The 16,356-nt window shown below is 68.5% G+C and carries 11 protein-coding genes; 9 read left to right on the top strand and 2 right to left on the bottom strand.

All coding sequences use genetic code 11. From position 1 onward, the window contains the following. Positions 1–3 precede the first annotated feature (3 nt). From AC1DBL_RS01470 to AC1DBL_RS01440, 7 genes are all read left to right on the top strand, one after another. A complete protein-coding gene (locus AC1DBL_RS01470) occupies positions 4–351 on the top strand; it encodes a holo-ACP synthase (protein ID WP_175321209.1) in 348 nt (115 codons plus the stop codon). A gap of 4 nt (positions 352–355) precedes the next feature. Then, a complete protein-coding gene (locus tag AC1DBL_RS01465) occupies positions 356–1,879 on the top strand; it encodes an NAD(P)H-hydrate epimerase (RefSeq protein WP_441417070.1) in 1,524 nt (507 codons plus the stop codon). A gap of 91 nt (positions 1,880–1,970) precedes the next feature. Then, positions 1,971–4,211, top strand: coding sequence for a glycogen debranching protein GlgX (glgX, locus tag AC1DBL_RS01460; RefSeq protein WP_441417071.1), 2,241 nt, complete (start codon positions 1,971–1,973; stop codon positions 4,209–4,211). Continuing rightward, a complete protein-coding gene (gene treY, locus AC1DBL_RS01455; RefSeq protein WP_476925344.1) occupies positions 4,208–6,544 on the top strand; it encodes a malto-oligosyltrehalose synthase in 2,337 nt (778 codons plus the stop codon). The genes glgX and treY overlap by 4 nt, the downstream gene beginning before the upstream one ends. Positions 6,545–6,580: 36 nt before the next feature. Next, positions 6,581–8,338, top strand: coding sequence for a malto-oligosyltrehalose trehalohydrolase (gene treZ, locus AC1DBL_RS01450; RefSeq protein ID WP_476908470.1), 1,758 nt, complete (start codon positions 6,581–6,583; stop codon positions 8,336–8,338). 15 nt (positions 8,339–8,353) lie between these two features. Further along, positions 8,354–9,391 carry an L-glyceraldehyde 3-phosphate reductase gene (mgrA, locus tag AC1DBL_RS01445; RefSeq protein WP_476908471.1) on the top strand — a complete coding sequence of 346 codons (1,038 nt, stop codon included), beginning with the start codon at positions 8,354–8,356 and terminating at the stop codon, positions 9,389–9,391. A 192-nt stretch (positions 9,392–9,583) separates the two neighbouring features. Next, positions 9,584–10,669 carry an inositol-3-phosphate synthase gene (locus tag AC1DBL_RS01440; protein WP_476892132.1) on the top strand — a complete coding sequence of 362 codons (1,086 nt, stop codon included), beginning with the start codon at positions 9,584–9,586 and terminating at the stop codon, positions 10,667–10,669. Positions 10,670–10,754: 85 nt separating this feature from the next. Here the strand turns inward: AC1DBL_RS01440 and AC1DBL_RS01435 are convergent, their stop codons facing one another. Both AC1DBL_RS01435 and mshA read right to left on the bottom strand, forming a co-directional pair. Further along, positions 10,755–12,512: a formate--tetrahydrofolate ligase gene (locus AC1DBL_RS01435; RefSeq protein WP_476925343.1), complete on the bottom strand. Its 1,758-nt coding sequence runs from the start codon at positions 12,510–12,512 to the stop codon at positions 10,755–10,757. A gap of 71 nt (positions 12,513–12,583) precedes the next feature. Next, the gene (gene mshA, locus AC1DBL_RS01430; RefSeq protein ID WP_476925342.1) at positions 12,584–13,849 is read right to left on the bottom strand and encodes a D-inositol-3-phosphate glycosyltransferase; all 1,266 of its coding nucleotides are present in this window, start codon (positions 13,847–13,849) and stop codon (positions 12,584–12,586) included. Between the two features lie 97 nt (positions 13,850–13,946). Between mshA and AC1DBL_RS01425 the strand changes: the two genes are divergently transcribed. Then, complete coding sequence (locus AC1DBL_RS01425; protein ID WP_441417078.1) at positions 13,947–14,483, top strand: GNAT family N-acetyltransferase; 537 nt, start codon at positions 13,947–13,949, stop codon at positions 14,481–14,483. Between the two features lie 83 nt (positions 14,484–14,566). Continuing rightward, a complete protein-coding gene (locus tag AC1DBL_RS01420) occupies positions 14,567–16,351 on the top strand; it encodes a glycoside hydrolase family 5 protein (protein ID WP_476925341.1) in 1,785 nt (594 codons plus the stop codon). Positions 16,352–16,356 lie beyond the last annotated feature (5 nt).

Here is a 16,356-nt window from a genome sequence, read left to right as displayed (position 1 = left end):
CGCATGATTGTTGGCATTGGCGTAGACGTCGTAGACATTGAGCGGTTCGGCCGGCAGCTTGAGCGCACCCCCGGGTTGCGCGACAGGTTGTTTGTCCCGGCCGAGCGGGAACTGAACACCCGGTCCCTGGCCGCGCGGTTCGCGGCCAAGGAGGCCGTGGCCAAGGTGCTCGGCGCGCCCGCCGGAATGAACTGGCAGGACTGCTGGATCGGCCTGGACCAGAACGGACCCACCGTCCAGGTCAAGGACACGGTACTGGCCGTGGCCGAGTCGAAAGGCGTCAAGCGCTGGCACCTCTCGATCAGCCACGACGGCGGCATCGCCACCGCCACGGTGATCGCCGAAGGCTAAGCACATGATCAGCGCCTATACAGGTACCCACATTCGAGGCCTCGAGAAGCAACTCCTTGAGGCGAGTGCGGACCCTGGTATGGGCGCTGTTCTCATGCAGCGGGCCGCCTACGGGCTCGCCAACGCGGTCATCCGGGAACTCCAACGCCGCGGACTGCGGCCCTACGGCTCCAGCGTCACCGTGCTTGCCGGCAAGGGCAACAACGGAGGCGACGGCCTCTACGCCGCGGCGCTGCTGGCCCGCCGGGGCCTGCGGACGACGGCGGTGCTCACCGCCGGCGACGCCCATCCAAGCGGGCTGGCGGCCTTCCGCGCCGCCGGCGGCCGGGACACCGCCCTCACCGACGGCAACGCCAGGGACCTGGCTGCTGACGCCGCCCGCGCCGACGTCGTCATTGACGCGGTCCTGGGAACCGGCGCGCAGGGTGGGCTGCGCGGCGCGGCCGGCACGCTGATCGAAGAGCTGCAGCGCAGCCGCCACGGGCTGGTTGTTGCCTGCGACATCCCCAGCGGCGTCGACGCCGACACCGGCGAAGCGCACGCCCCTGTCCTGGCCGCGGACGTCACCGTGAGCTTCGGGGCCGCGAAGGCCGGCCTGCTCGCCGACCCGGGCGCGGACTTCACCGGCCGGCTCCGGACCATCCCGATCGGCATCGAGGACGCGCTGGTGCATCCGGAGCTGCGGCGCCTCCAGGCCGCGGACCTGGCCGCGCTGCTCCCGCAGCCCGGCCGCCGCTCGCACAAATACTCCCGGGGCGTGCTCGGCGTCGTGGCCGGATCCGCCCGCTACCCGGGGGCGGCCGTCCTCGCCTGCCGCGGCGCCCTGGCCGCGGGTGCCGGCATGGTCCGCTACGTGGGCCCGCCGGAGGTCGCGGACCTGGTCCGCCAGGCCTGCCCCGAAGTGGTGTGCGGCACGTCCGTCGCCGACGCGCACGTCCAGGCCTGGCTGCTCGGATCCGGACTCGACGCCGGCGCCCACGAGCAGCTGGAGCGGGTCCGCGAGGCGGCAGCCGCCGGACTTCCCACCGTGGCCGACGCCGGTGCGCTGCCGGCCCTGCCCCGCGAACTGTCCCCGCACACCGTGCTGACCCCGCATGCCGGCGAGCTGGCCGCCCTGCTGGAACGTTACGGCGCCGGCCCGGCCCGGACCTCCGTCGAGGACGCAACGCTCGCCGCCGTCCGGCAGGCCAGCGGGCTCACCGGAGCGACCGTGCTGCTCAAGGGCGCCACCACCCTGGTGGCTGCCCCCTCGGGGGCGGTCTTCAGCCAGGCCGAAGCCAGCCCGTGGATGGCCACCGCCGGCAGCGGCGACGTCCTGGCCGGGGTGCTCGGCGCCCTGCTGGCACAACTCCCGGAGGGCTCCGGTGCCTTCAGCGCCTTGGGGCTCGAGGGGCCGGACCGGTGGGCCGCCGTCGCCGCGATGGCGGCCAGCCTGCACGGCCGTGCCGGAACAGCTGCCTCGAACGGCGGGCCGCTGACGGCGTCGGACATTGCCGAAGCCCTGCCGGAGGTTATCGCGAAGCTGTAACAAAAGCGCGCGCCTCGCGCCTCCGGTAAATTAGTAACCTTACTTACAAGTAGTCTGTCTAGAGATTGTCCGCATCGCACGAGGAGTACACATGGAAGTCTGGCCCGGAACGGCTTACCCGCTGGGAGCCACTTTTGACGGCACCGGCACCAATTTTGCCCTGTTCAGCGAGCAAGCGGAGCGGGTTGAGCTCTGCCTCCTGGCCGACGACCTGAGCGAGACGCGGATCGAACTGACCGAGGTGGACGGCTACGTCTGGCACTGCTACCTGCCGCAGATCCAGCCCGGACAGAAGTACGGCTACCGGGTGCACGGCCCGTACGACCCGGCGAGCGGAAACCGCTTCAACGCCAACAAGCTGCTGATGGACCCGTACGCCAAGGCAATCCAGGGCCAGATCGACTGGGACCCGGCGCTCTTCTCCTACGAATTCGGCGACCCCGATTCGCGCAACGACGCCGATTCGGCACCGCACACCATGCACGGCGTCGTCATCAACCCGTACTTCGAGTGGGACGGTGACCGCCAGCTGCGCGTCCCCTACCACGAGTCGGTCATTTACGAGGCCCACGTTAAAGGCCTGACCGAGCTGCACCCGGAAATCCCCGAAGAGCAGCGCGGCACTTACGCCGGTGTGGCCCACCCGGCCGTCATTGAGCACCTGAAGAAGCTCGGCGTCACGGCGATCGAGCTCATGCCGGTCCACCAGTTCGTCAACGACGGCACCCTGGTGGAGAAGGGCCTCAACAACTACTGGGGCTACAACACCATCGGCTTCTTCGCCCCGCAGAACACCTACAGCTCCTCCGGCGACGTCGGACACCAGGTCCAGGAATTCAAAGCCATGGTCCGCGAGCTGCACCGGGCCGGCATCGAGGTCATCCTCGACGTCGTCTACAACCACACCGCCGAAGGCAACCACCTCGGCCCCACCCTTTCCTTCAAGGGCATCGACAACCAGGCGTACTACCGCCTGGTCGACGGCGACCTGAAGCACTACATGGACTACACCGGCACCGGTAACTCGCTCAATGTCCGGCACCCGCACTCGCTGCAGCTGCTGATGGACTCGCTGCGCTACTGGGTGACGGAAATGCACGTCGACGGCTTCCGCTTCGACCTCGCCTCCACGCTGGCCCGCGAGTTCTACGACGTCGACAAGCTCTCCACCTTCTTCGAACTGATCCAGCAGGATCCGATCGTCTCCCAGGTCAAGCTGATCGCCGAGCCGTGGGACGTCGGCCCCGGCGGTTACCAGGTGGGCAACTTCCCGCCGCAGTGGACCGAATGGAACGGCAAGTACCGCGACACCGTCCGGGACTTCTGGCGCGGCGAACCGTCCACCCTGGGCGAATTCGCCTCCCGCCTGACCGGCTCCGCGGACCTGTACGAGAGTTCGGCACGGCGCCCGGTGGCCTCGATCAACTTCGTCACCGCGCACGACGGCTTCACCATGCGCGACCTGGTCTCCTACAACGAGAAGCACAATGAGGCCAACGGCGAGGGCAACAACGACGGCGAATCGCACAACCGCTCCTGGAACTGCGGCGAAGAGGGCGACTCCGACAACGACACGGTGTTGACCCTCCGCGCCCGCCAGCAGCGGAACTTCATTGCGACGCTGCTGCTCTCCCAGGGCGTGCCGATGCTGTTGCACGGCGACGAACTGGGCCGCACCCAGCAGGGCAACAACAACACCTACTGCCAGGACTCCGAACTGAGCTGGGTGCACTGGGAAGCCATGGACCAGCCCCTCGTGGAGTTCACCGCGTTCGTCAACAAGATCCGCCACGACCACCCGACGTTCCGCCGCAGCCGCTTCTTCGACGGCCGCCCGGTCGTCCGTGGTGAGGGCGAGAAACTGCCGGACATCGTTTGGCTGAAGACCGACGGCACCGGAATGCTGCCGGAGGACTGGGACAGCGGCTTCGGCCGGACCATCGGCGTGTTCTACAACGGCCACGGCATCCAGGAACAGGACTCCCGGGGCCGCCGGATCACCGACGACAGCTTCCTGATGGCCTTCAACGCCCACGACGACAGCGTGGACTTCGTGCTGCCCAACGACGAGTACTCGCCCTTCTGGGAGATCCTCGTGGACACCGCGGACCAGGCCGATACGGACGAGCCGCTCAAGGCAGGGTCGACCCTGACGCTGGCGGCCAAGTCGATGGCCGTGCTGCGCGCCTACTCGGGCCCCGAGATCGAGGTCGACCACTCCGCAGCCGCCTCCCTGGCCTCCATGGCCGAGCACGAGGACGCCCAGGAGGAGATGGCGGAAGCCCAGACGAAGGCCGCCGAAGCCAGCGAAGCGAAGGCCACTGCTTCATGAGGACCCCCGTCTCGACTTACCGGCTCCAGATCCGGCCGGGCTTCACCCTGCAGGATGCCGCCGACACCGTGCCCTACCTGAAGTCCCTTGGGGTCGACTGGATCTACCTGTCTCCGATCCTGACGGCCGAGCAGGGCTCGGACCACGGCTACGACGTCACCGACCCCGCCGCGATCGACCCGGACCGCGGCGGGCCGGAGGGGCTGGCAGCGGTGTCGCGCGCGGCGCGGGAAGCCGGCATGGGTGTGTTGGTGGACATCGTGCCCAACCACGTCGGCGTCGCCACCCCGGTCCAGAACCCGTGGTGGTGGTCGCTGCTCAAGGAAGGCCAACAGTCGCGCTACGCCCAGGCGTTCGACGTCGACTGGGACTTCGGCGGCGGCCGGATCCGGATCCCGGTGCTGGGCGAGGACGCGGACGTGGACGCGCTCGAAATCCGTGACGGCGAACTGCGCTACTACGACCACCGTTTCCCGCTGGCCGAGGGCAGTTATACCGCAGGTGACTCCACTGCCGACGACCCGCGCGCGGTCCATGACCGGCAGCACTACGAGCTGGTGGGCTGGCGCCGTGCGGACACCGATCTGAACTACCGCCGGTTCTTCGCGGTCAACACCCTCGCCGGGATCAAGGTTGAGGTCCCGGAGGTCTTCGATGAGGCGCACGAGGAGGTTGTCCGCTGGTTCCGGGAGGGCCTCGTTGACGGCTTGCGCATCGACCACCCGGACGGCCTCGCGGATCCGGCAGGCTACCTCCGCCGGTTGCGCGACGTGACCGGCGGGGCCTACCTGCTGATCGAGAAAATCCTGGAGCCCGGTGAAGAGCTTCCGGCCGGCTTCGAGTGCGAGGGGACCACCGGGTACGACGCCCTCGCGGACGTGGACCGGCTCTTCGTCGACCCCGCCGGCCAGGCGGGCCTCGACGCCCTGGACACCTCGCTGCGCGGCGGCACGCCCGCCGACTATGAGGACATGATCCGCGGCACCAAGCGCCGGATCACCGACGGCATCCTGCACTCGGAGATGCGGCGGCTCGCCCGGCTGGTACCGGCGTCCGCCGGCCTCAGCCCGGAGGCCGCCGTCGATGCGCTGTCCGAGATCACCGCGGCCTTCCCGGTCTACCGCAGCTACCTGCCCGAGGGCGAGGGCGTGCTGCGCGAGGCATGCGAACTCGCCGCCCGGCGGCGTCCCGAGCTGGAACCCGTGGTGCAGGCGCTGCTCCCGCTGCTGCTGCATGCCGACCCCGGGCCCGACGCCGAGCTGGGCCGCCGCTTCCAGCAGACCTCCGGCATGGTGATGGCCAAGGGTGTGGAGGACACCGCGTTCTTCCGCTACACCCGGCTCGGCACCCTCACCGAGGTCGGCGCGGACCCCACCGAGTTCGCGCTGTCCGCCGACGAGTTCCACGCCCGGATGGCACGCCGCCAGGCGGGCCAGCCGCTGTCGATGACCACGCTCAGCACCCACGACACAAAGCGCAGCGAGGACACCCGGGCCCGGATCTCCGTGCTTGCGGAGCTGGCCCCGGAATGGACGGCCTCGCTGCGCCGGCTGCAGGAGCTGGCGCCCCTGCCCGACGGCCCGCTGGCCAACCTGCTGTGGCAGGCCGTGGCCGGGGTCTGGCCCGCGGACCGGGAACGCCTCCAGTCCTACGCCCAGAAGGCGGCCCGAGAGGCCGGCAATTCGACGAACTGGCTGGACCCGGACCCGGACTTCGAAGCGAAACTTGCAGCCGCCGTCGACGCTGCGTTCGACAACGCCCAGGTGCGCGCCGAACTCGATTCGCTGGTGGACCTGCTGGAACCCTACGGCTCCGCCAACGCGCTCTCCGCCAAACTGGTCCAGCTCACCATGCCGGGCGTGCCGGACGTCTACCAGGGCACCGAGTTCTGGGACCGGTCGCTGACCGACCCTGATAACCGGCGGCCGTTCGACTTCGGGGCGCGGCGCGCCGCCCTCAAAGCGATCGACGCCGGTGAGCGGCCGGCGTCGTACCGGGAGGACGCGGCGAAGCTGCTCGTGACCTCGCGGGCGCTGCGGCTGCGCCGGGACCGGCCGGAGCTGTTCGCCGGCTACGCCCCGGTTGCTGCCACCGGAGCCGCCGCCGAACACCTGGTCGCCTTCGACCGCGGCGCCGGCACGCCCGGGGCCCTCACCCTGGCCACAAGGCTGCCCCGCGGCCTCGAACAACGCGGAGGCTGGCAGGACACCGCCATCGGCCTCACCGTCGCCATGACGGACCAGCTCAGCGGCAGGTCCTTCGGGCCGGGCACGACGGACGTGGCGGAGATCCTCCGCGACTACCCGGTGGCCCTGCTGGTGCCGGGCGCCTGAACGCACGAACTGACGAACCAACTTAGGGGAACGGCAATGACTCTGCCCGCACACGGAACCGCACGCTTCGACCTCTGGGCACCGGAAGCGCAGTACGTCACGCTGCTCGCCGACGGCCGGCACTACCCGATGGTCCGGTCCGGGTCCGCCGGCTGGTGGAGCGCGCCGGAGGCACCGGCCTCCGGCGACGTCGACTACGGCTACCTGCTCGACGGGGATTCCACCCCGCTGCCGGATCCGCGCTCACGCCGCCAGCCCGGGGGAGTGCATGCACTCTCGCGGACCTTCGACGCCGGCAGCCACGAATGGGCCGACGGGCAGTGGAAGGGCCGCGGCCTGCAGGGCGGCGTGATCTACGAGCTGCACCTGGGCACGTTCACGCCCGAGGGGACGCTGGACGCCGCGATCGGCAAGCTCGGCTATCTCGCCGACCTCGGCATCGACTTCGTCGAACTGCTGCCGGTCAACGGGTTCAACGGCACCCACAACTGGGGCTACGACGGGGTCCTCTGGTACGCCGTGCACGAGGGCTACGGCGGCCCGGCCGCCTACCAGCGCTTCGTCGACGCCGCCCACGCCGCCGGCCTGGGCGTCATCCAGGACGTCGTCTACAACCACCTCGGCCCCAGCGGCAACTACCTGCCCCGGTTCGGGCCGTACCTCAAGTCCGGGGAGGGCAACACCTGGGGCGACTCGGTCAACCTGGACGGCCCCGGCTCCGACGTCGTCCGCCGCTACATCCTCGACAACGCAGCCATGTGGCTGCGCGACTACCACGTGGACGGCTTGCGGCTCGATGCCGTGCACGCCTTCAAGGACGAGCGGGCGGTCCACCTGCTGGAGGAATTCGGGGCGCTCGCCGATGAGGTCTCCGCCGAAACCGGACGCCCTGCGACGATGATCGCCGAGTCGGACCTGAACAACCCGCGGCTGCTCTACCCGCGGGAGGTAAACGGCTACGGCCTGGCTGGGCAGTGGAGCGATGACTTCCACCACGCGGTCCACGTCAACGTCAGCGGCGAGACCACCGGCTACTACAGCGACTTCGATTCGCTCGCGGCCCTCGCCAAGGTCCTGGTGGACGGGTTCTTCCACGACGGCAGCTACTCCAGCTTCCGGGAGCGGCACCACGGCCGGCCCATCAACACCGCCCTCGTGCACCCGGCCGCCCTCGTGGTCTGCAGCCAGAACCACGACCAGATCGGCAACCGGGCTACCGGCGACCGGCTCTCCCAGAGCCTCGGCTACGGGCAGCTGGCGCTCGCAGCGGTCGCGACCCTGGCCTCGCCGTTCACCCCGATGCTGTTCATGGGTGAGGAATACGGCGCCACGACGCCCTGGCAGTTCTTCACCTCGCACCCGGAGCCCGAGCTGGGCAAGGCCACGGCGGAGGGCCGGATCAAGGAGTTCGAACGGATGGGCTGGGACCCCGCCGTCGTGCCCGACCCGCAGGACCCGGCCACGTTCACCCGCTCCAAGCTGGACTGGTCCGAAGCCGAGTCCGGGGAGCACGCGCGGCTGCTGGAGCTGTACCGGAAACTTATCGCGCTGCGCCGTGCGACCCCGGAGCTGGCCGGGCTCGGGTTCGAGGACACCGCAGTGGCGTTCAGCGAGGACGAGGGCTGGCTGCGCCTGCGCCGCGGCAGCGTGGAGGTCGCGATGAACTTCTCCATCGAACCCCGCCAGGTAGCCGTGGACGGCGGCTCGCTGCTGCTGGCCACCGAGGACGGCGTCGCGCTGTCCGCCGGCCGCGTGGAACTGCCCGGCCACAGTGCCGCCGTCGTCTCAAACTAGGACAGGATAATAGTCATGACATATGTTGCAGCAGAGAACCGATACGAGACGATGCCCTACCGCCGGGTGGGACGCAGCGGACTGAAACTGCCGGCCATTTCCCTGGGCCTCTGGCACAACTTCGGCGATGACAAGCCCTTCGAAGTGCAGCGGGCCATCCTGCGCCGCGCCTTCGACCTGGGTGTCACCCACTTCGACCTCGCCAACAACTACGGCCCGCCCTACGGCAGCGCCGAGACTAACTTCGGCCGCCACTTCAAGGACGACTTCAAGCCGTACCGCGACGAACTCATCATCTCCAGCAAGGCCGGCTACGACATGTGGCCGGGGCCCTACGGCAACTGGGGCTCCCGGAAGTACCTGCTGGCCAGCCTGGACCAGTCGCTGGGCCGGATGGGCCTGGATTACGTGGATATCTTCTACAGCCACCGCCCGGACCCCGAGACGCCGCTGGAAGAGACCATGGGCGCCCTGGACCAGGCCGTGCGCTCCGGCAAGGCGCTCTACGCCGGCATTTCGTCCTACACTCCGGAGCAGACGCTCGAGGCGGCCCGGATCCTGAAGGAACTCGGCACCCCGCTGCTGATCCACCAGCCCAGCTACTCGATGCTCAACCGCTGGACCGAGAACGGCAGCCCCAGCCTCTACGAGGCGCTGGAGCAGGTGGGTGCAGGGGCCATCGCTTTCTCGCCGCTGGCGCAGGGCATGCTTACCGACCGCTACCTCAACGGCGTCCCCAAGGATTCCCGTGCGGCGCAGGACAAGTCCCTGGACGAGGCGATGATCACCGGGGAGAAGCTGGACCGCGTGCGCGGGCTCAACCGGATTGCCGAGGGCCGGGGCCAGACCCTCGCGCAGCTGGCGATCGCCTGGATCCTGCGCGAGCAGGGCAAGGGCACCTCGGTGACGTCCGCCCTGGTCGGCGCATCCAGCGTCCGGCAGCTGGAGGACACCCTGGCCGCGATCAACAACCTGGACTTCACGGCCGACGAGCTGGACGCGATCGACGAGTTCGCCGTCGAGTCCGACATCAACCTCTGGGCCCAGAAATAAGCCCCGGCGGCGCCGTTCCGCGGCGCCGCCGGCTGACGTAACAGATTCGGTGCCGTGGCCGGGAACAACTTGAGTCCCGGCGCCGTTGACTAGAATGCAAGAGTGCCGCATGGCGTTGTGCCCGTTTGCCGCCGTCGTACATCAGAGTATGGCCGCGCCGGGCACGTGAAGTTTGTTCTCAAAGGGAGTTTCGTGTCTTCAAATCCGATTCGTGTTGCAATCGTCGGCGTGGGTAACTGTGCCACTTCGCTGGTCCAAGGTGTCCAGTACTACAAGGATGCCGACCCCCAGGCCACGATTCCGGGTCTGATGCACGTGCAGTTCGGCAAGTACCACGTCAACGACGTGCAGTTCGTCGCAGCATTCGATGTCGACGGCAAGAAGGTGGGCCAGGACCTCTCCGCCGCCATCCTCGCCAGCGAAAACAACACCATCAAGATCGCCGACGTCCCGCCGACCGGCGTCACCGTTCAGCGCGGCCCGACCCTCGACGGCCTGGGCAAGTACTACCTCGAGACCATTGAGCAGTCCCCGGAGGAGCCGGTCGACGTCGTCCAGGCCCTCAAGGACGCCAAGGTCGACGTGATGGTCTGCTACCTGCCGGTCGGATCCCAGGAAGCCGCCGAGTACTACGCCCAGTGCGCGATCGACGCCGGCGTGGCCTTCGTCAACGCGCTGCCGGTGTTCATCGCCGGGACCAAGGAGTGGGCGGACAAGTTCACCGCCGCCGGCGTGCCGATCGTGGGCGACGACATCAAGAGCCAGATCGGTGCCACCATCACGCACCGCGTTATGGCCAAGCTCTTCGAAGACCGCGGCGTCACCCTGGACCGCACGTACCAGCTGAACGTCGGCGGCAACATGGACTTCAAGAACATGCTGGAGCGCGACCGCCTCGAGTCCAAGAAGATCTCCAAGACCCAGGCCGTCACGTCCAACGTGGAAGCCGAGCTCGCCGCCAAGGACGTGCACATCGGCCCGTCGGACTACGTCCAGTGGCTCGATGACCGCAAGTGGGCCTTCGTACGCCTCGAGGGCCGCAACTTCGGTGACGCCCCGGTCTCGCTCGAATACAAGCTGGAGGTCTGGGACTCGCCCAACTCCGCCGGCGTGATCATCGATGCCGTCCGCGCCGCCAAGATCGGCCTGGACCGCGGCATCGGCGGCCCGCTGCTCTCGGCGTCGAGCTACTTCATGAAGTCCCCGCCGGAGCAGTTCAACGACGACCTCGCCCGCGAAAAGGTCGAGGCCTTCATCCGCGGCGACCTGGAGCGTTAAGCCCCGCACCGTACACCGCAACGCGGGGTCACTTACAGCCCATCATCCCCCTTGGGATGGGCCGTAAGTGACCCCGCGTTGCTGTTTAAAACAGACCGACGGGGTTGCCCTTGGCGTCCACGTCCATCCGCATGGCCGCCGGGACCTTGGGCAGTCCGGGCATGGTCATCACCGCACCCGTGAGCGCCACGATGAAGCCCGCACCGGTCTTGGGGATCAGGTCCCGGACGTGGACCGTGAAGCCCTTCGGGGCGCCGAGCTTGGTGGCGTCGTCGCTGAAGGAGTACTGCGTCTTCGCCATGCAGACCGGCATCCCGGACCAGCCGTTCTTCTCGATCTCCGCGAGCCGCTTGAGCGCCGGGACGGAGAAGTCGACGCCGTCGGCCCCGTAGATTTCCTGCACGATGGTGCGGATCTTGTCCTCCACCGACATCGCCAGCGGGTACAGGTGGCGGAAGCCGTGCGGGGCGTCGATCGCGGCGGCAACCTTCGCGGCAAGCTCGTCGCCGCCGTCGCCCCCTCCGCCGCGGCCCCAGACGTCGGCCACGGCCGCCTGAACACCCTCCGCGGCGCACCAGTCCAGCAGCCAGTCGAGCTCCTCCTGGCTGTCGGTGCCGAACTTGTTGATCGCCACAACCGGGGTGATGCCGAACTTCTCCACGTTGCGCACGTGCCGCTGCAGGTTGGCGACGCCGGCGGCCAGCGCCTCGACGTTGGGCTCCTTGAGCTGGTCCTTGGCGACGCCGCCGTGCATCTTGAGCGCGCGGATGGTGGCCACCACCACGACGGCGGACGGGGCGACGTCGGCCATCCTCGCTTTGATGTCCATGTACTTCTCGGCACCCAGGTCGGCGCCGAAGCCGGCCTCGGTGATGACGACGTCGGCCAGGGAACGCGCCGTCTGGGTGGCGATCAGCGAGTTGCAGCCGTGCGCGATGTTGGCGAAGGGCCCGCCGTGCACCAGGGCCGGGGTGCCCGCGATGGTCTGCACCAGGTTCGGTTTGATCGCGTCCTTGAGCAGCATGGTCAGGGCACCCTGGACGCCGAGGTCCGCGACCGTGACCGGCTCGCGGTCGTAGGTGTAGCCGAAGGTGATCCGGCCCAGCCGGGCGCGCAGGTCGTCCAGGTCCGTGGCCAGGCAGAACACGGCCATGATCTCCGAGGCGACCGTGATGTCGAAGCCGTCCTGTCGCGGCACGCCCTGGGTGGGACCGCCCAGGCCGATCACGACCTCGCGCAGCGCCCGGTCGTTCATGTCCAGCACCCGCTTGAACGTCATCCGGCGCGGATCGATGTTCAGCGCGTTGCCTTGGTAGATGTGGTTGTCCACCAGAGCCATCAGGGCGTTGTTCGCCGAGGTGATCGCGTGGAAGTCGCCGGTGAAGTGCAGGTTGATCTCGTCCATCGGCAGGACCTGGGAGTAGCCGCCGCCGGTCGCGCCCCCCTTCATGCCCAGGATCGGACCCAGCGAAGGCTCGCGCAGGGCGATCATCACCCGGTGCCCGGCGCGAGCCAGGGAGTCGGCGAGGCCCACGGTGGTGGTGGATTTCCCCTCGCCGGCCGGCGTGGGGGACATCGCCGAAACCAGCACCACCTTGCCCGGCGCGTGCGCACCGTCCCGGGCCAGCTTGGCCGGATCGATCTTCGCCTTGTAGCGGCCGTAGAATTCCAGCGCCTCCGGGTTGATCCCGGCCGCGGCAGCCACGTCCTCGATCGGCCGCATGGTGGCCCGCTGCGCAATCTCCAGGTCGCTCAGGACCGGCGCTGCGGCCGGCGAACCCGGTGCCGCCGTCCCAGCCGGCGCTTCGGTAGCTGCTGCGGTTTCCGTGGTGTTCTCAGACATCGTTGCCCTTCAGCTCGTGGCTTCGGGTCGCTCCGGCCGGCGGTTCCGGCCAGGCGCCCGGTGTGGTTCCCTCAGGGCGTGTGGCCCACCGGGATGCTCCGTGTTCCAAAATACTGGAGCAATGCGGACTGGTAGCTCTCCAGCGTAATCGCGGCGGTGCGCTGCCAGCCGAAGCCCTGGGCATGCACCGACGCCGCGCGGCCCATGTCCTCCCGGGTGGCCGGGTCGTCGTGCAGTGCCTCCAGGGCATCGGCCCAGTCCGCGGCCTTGTGCCCTTCCACCAGCAGCCCGGTCCGGCCGTCGAAGATCGCCCGCGACAGCCCGCCCACCTTCGTGGCGACCACGGGCGTTCCGCAGGCCTGGGCCTCCAGCGCGACGAGGCCGAACGACTCGCTGTAAGAAGGCATCACCACGACGTCGGCCGAACGGTACCAGCATGCCAGCTTGGGCGCGCTGACCGGCGGATGGTGCGTGACGACGTCGTCCATCCCGGCGGCGGTAATCAGGGCCTTGAGGTCGAAGTCCTTCGCACCGCTCACCGCACCGAGGATGGTCAGCTGCAGGTCGATGTCCGGGCGGCGCGCACGCAGCAGCGCGGCCGCCTTGATGAGGATCTGCGGGCCCTTGAGCCGCTGGATCCGCCCGGCGAAGAGCAGGTGGAAGCGACCCGGCGGGACCCCGTGCTGGCTGCGGGCACGGCTCCGGAAGGCAGGCGTGAAGACGGAGAGGTCCACGCCCGGGGGCGCCACGTCGATCCGGTCGGGGTCGGCGTCGTAGTGCGAAACCAGCTCGGCGGCCTCGGCGCCGGTGTTGGCGATCAGCCGGGTGGCGCCGTCGACGATCCGGTGTTCACCATCCTCGCGCCGGCGCGGCTCGGGCTGCTCGCCGGATTCCAGCAGCAGGTTCTTGACCTTGGCCATGGTGTGCATGGTGTGCACCAGCGGCACCCCCCACAGCTCCGAGAGTTCGAGGCCCGCGACGCCGGAAACCCAGTAGTGCGAATGGATGACGTCGTAGCGGCCATGCGGCTGCAGCTGCTTGATCCGGTCGATTTCGGCCACCATGCTGTGCAGCAGCGCCGGCAGTTCCTCCTTGGGAAGTTTCCGCGGCGGCCCGGCGAGCACGTTGTGCACGCAGACTCCCGGGGTGGGGTGTTCGACGGCGGCCTGGCCGGCCGCGTTGGACCGCGTGAAAATCTCCACCTCGACGCCGGTCTCCGCGAGGGCGGCGGCGAGGGCCCGGATGTACACGTTCATGCCGCCGGCGTCCCCGGACCCGGGCTGCTCCATCGGCGAGGTGTGCAGGGAGAGGAAGGCGACACGGCGGACCAGCGGCATCCTCTTCCTTCCCTTCGCGTGACGTGGATTCGGTAAAACATTACTCCTGAACGCCGGGACGGTTCGCGGGCGGCTGCCTGCTGCTAGCGTGGCGGCTGTGAGCGCAAACGCAAAAGACCGGCCGGCCACGGCGTCCTGGGAGATCCGCGAGGCCACCGCGCAGGACTGGGCCGCCATCTGGGAGATCCTGGAGCCCGTGATCCGTGCCGGGGAGACGTTTACCTGGGACCGCGACACCACGGAGGACCAGGCCCGCGCCAAGTGGTTCAAAACCGTCCCGGGCAGGACCTTCGTCGCCGTCGGAACTGGCCGGTTCGACGGCGTCGTACTGGGCACCGGCGAACTGCACGCGAACCAGGGTGGCGGCGGCAGCCACGTCGCCAACGCCGGCTACATGGTCCGCGCCGGTTACGGCGGCCAGGGAGTGGCCCGGGCGTTGTGCGCCTACTCGCTGGACGCCGCCCGCGCCGCGGGCTTCCGCGCCATGCAGTTCAACGCCGTGGTGGAAAGCAACGTCCGGGCCGTCGCCGCCTGGCAAGCCATGGGCTTCGAGATCCTCGCCACCATCCCGGAAGCCTTCCGGCACCCGCAGCTGGGCTACGTGGGACTCCACGTGATGTACCGCAAGCTATAGCTGCCTTCGCCGGATTCAACCCAAGACATTTTCTGCCGGCCCGAATAGGCTGGCCCTCTGGGGGCCGAGCGAGGGAGGCCTGAATGCCCGGAAGTGGCGATCCGCAACTGCCGCACCAGGAACGGCGCAGCCCTGAACGGGGTGCACGACGGCGCCGCTTGCCTGGGTGGGTTCCGGCCGTCCTGCTGCTGGTGGTTCCGTTGCTGGTCATGGCCGGGTGCACGCTGGCCCGGAACAACGACAGAAGCTCCTCGGCGGAGAATTCGCCGGGCTTCGTCACCGCCTCGGGCCGCGGCCTCGTCCTCAACGGCGAGCCCACCCGGCTGAAAGCGGTGAATTTCTCCAACTTCTACCATCGAAACCTGAACGGGGCCGAGCTTCCTAATTCGCAGCACCATGCGGGGGACGACTTTGCCCGGGCGAAAGAAATTGGCTTCAACAGCATCCGCTTCGCCTTCGACGGGGACTGGTATGTCGACTCCCCGCAGGTCTTCTGGCAGTGGCTGGACCAAAACGTGGCCTGGGCGCGGGAACACGGGATGCGCCTGATCCTGGATCTGCAGACCCCGATCGGCGGATTCTGGCTGGACCCCACCAGCGACGCCGTCAGTTTCGACATCTGGTCCAACCCCCGGCTGCAGCAGCAGAACGCGGACCTGTGGCGCGATATCGCAGCCCGTTACAAGGATGAACCAGCCATCGCAGCCTACGACCTGCTCAATGAGCCGGTGACGACTGACGCGACCGGGGAACAATGGAAAGTGCTGGCCCGGCAGTTGGTCGCCGCAGTCCGGTCCGAGGACCAGAACCACCTTCTGGTTGTGGGCGGGATCTATGGGGTCAACGGCAGCTACGGCATCTCCGGGGCCGACCAGCATTTCCTTGTTGATGACGACAACGTGGTTTACGACTTCCACTTCTACGAGCCCATCAAATACACCCACCAGTATGCGTCCTGGGTCGAGGGCCCGGTTCAGGACGGCGGCCGCTATCCCGACCCCGACACCATTCTCCCGACCGGTCAGCGGGTCCTGCTGCCGGAAAGCCGCATCGCAACCAAGTCCTTGCCGCCCGGCACCTCAGGCTGGGCGGCGTATGACAGCGGCATCGTAACTATCGAGGACAGCAGCGCGGTGGCGGCTGCACCCATGGTCACTGCGCAGGGCGGCATGCGCGGAACGGCCGGCTTCGATGCAATCAGGGTGACCGAATACGGCCCCGACGGGACCGAACTCCGGCAAGTCATCAACGATCCCCTGGACCGCGACTCGACGTTGGACTGGCATCAATGGCAGTACGGGGACACGGCGGCGCCGCCGAAGTTCGCGCGGGAGAAGACCGGGCACCAGGACAGCGGCAGCCTCTCCATCAGCAATGCCGTCGACGCCACGGCAATCGCAGGGTGGAGCAACGACGCCCACCTGTTCAAGGTCGTGCCGGGTAACAAGTACCGCATCCAGGGCCACATGCGGGGGCAGAGCATTGCGGCCTCGGCCGGTTCGGCACCCCGGATCGGGCTCCAGCTCGACGTCTACGCACAGTCGCCCGGAACACCCGGAAACGGCTTCCTGGCACGCGACAAAGGCTATTTGGCACATGAGTTGGGGAAGCGACTCAAGTTCGGCATCGATAACAACGTGCCGATGTCGGTCATGGAGTTCGGCCTGGTCCGGCAAGCATTTGAGATGGAGGGCAAGGGCGGCAGCCAGTGGGTCACCGACATGCTTGATCTCCTGGCGGAGAACGAGCTCAGCTTCGCGTACTGGGAATACCACGGGACCCAGATGGGGCTCTACCTCAGCGGCACCGGCCAGCCGGGCGAACCCAACAAGGCGCTACAGGAGACCCTCGCCCGCGGACTGCGTTGAGCGGA

Source organism: Arthrobacter sp. 10T44, from assembly GCF_056393885.1.
This window is presented reverse-complemented; position numbering and strand designations above follow the sequence as displayed.

Excerpts from the sequence above, each read along its gene's own strand:
- AC1DBL_RS01470 (WP_175321209.1), top strand. The coding sequence starts at position 4 with ATGATTGTTGGCATTGGCGTAGACGTCGTAGACATTGAGCGGTTCGGC.
- AC1DBL_RS01465 (WP_441417070.1), top strand. The coding sequence starts at position 356 with ATGATCAGCGCCTATACAGGTACCCACATTCGAGGCCTCGAGAAGCAA.
- glgX (WP_441417071.1), top strand. The coding sequence starts at position 1,971 with ATGGAAGTCTGGCCCGGAACGGCTTACCCGCTGGGAGCCACTTTTGAC.
- treY (WP_476925344.1), top strand. The coding sequence starts at position 4,208 with ATGAGGACCCCCGTCTCGACTTACCGGCTCCAGATCCGGCCGGGCTTC.
- treZ (WP_476908470.1), top strand. The coding sequence starts at position 6,581 with ATGACTCTGCCCGCACACGGAACCGCACGCTTCGACCTCTGGGCACCG.
- mgrA (WP_476908471.1), top strand. The coding sequence starts at position 8,354 with ATGACATATGTTGCAGCAGAGAACCGATACGAGACGATGCCCTACCGC.
- AC1DBL_RS01435 (WP_476925343.1), bottom strand. The coding sequence starts at position 12,512 with ATGTCTGAGAACACCACGGAAACCGCAGCAGCTACCGAAGCGCCGGCT.
- mshA (WP_476925342.1), bottom strand. The coding sequence starts at position 13,849 with ATGCCGCTGGTCCGCCGTGTCGCCTTCCTCTCCCTGCACACCTCGCCG.
- AC1DBL_RS01420 (WP_476925341.1), top strand. The coding sequence starts at position 14,567 with ATGCCCGGAAGTGGCGATCCGCAACTGCCGCACCAGGAACGGCGCAGC.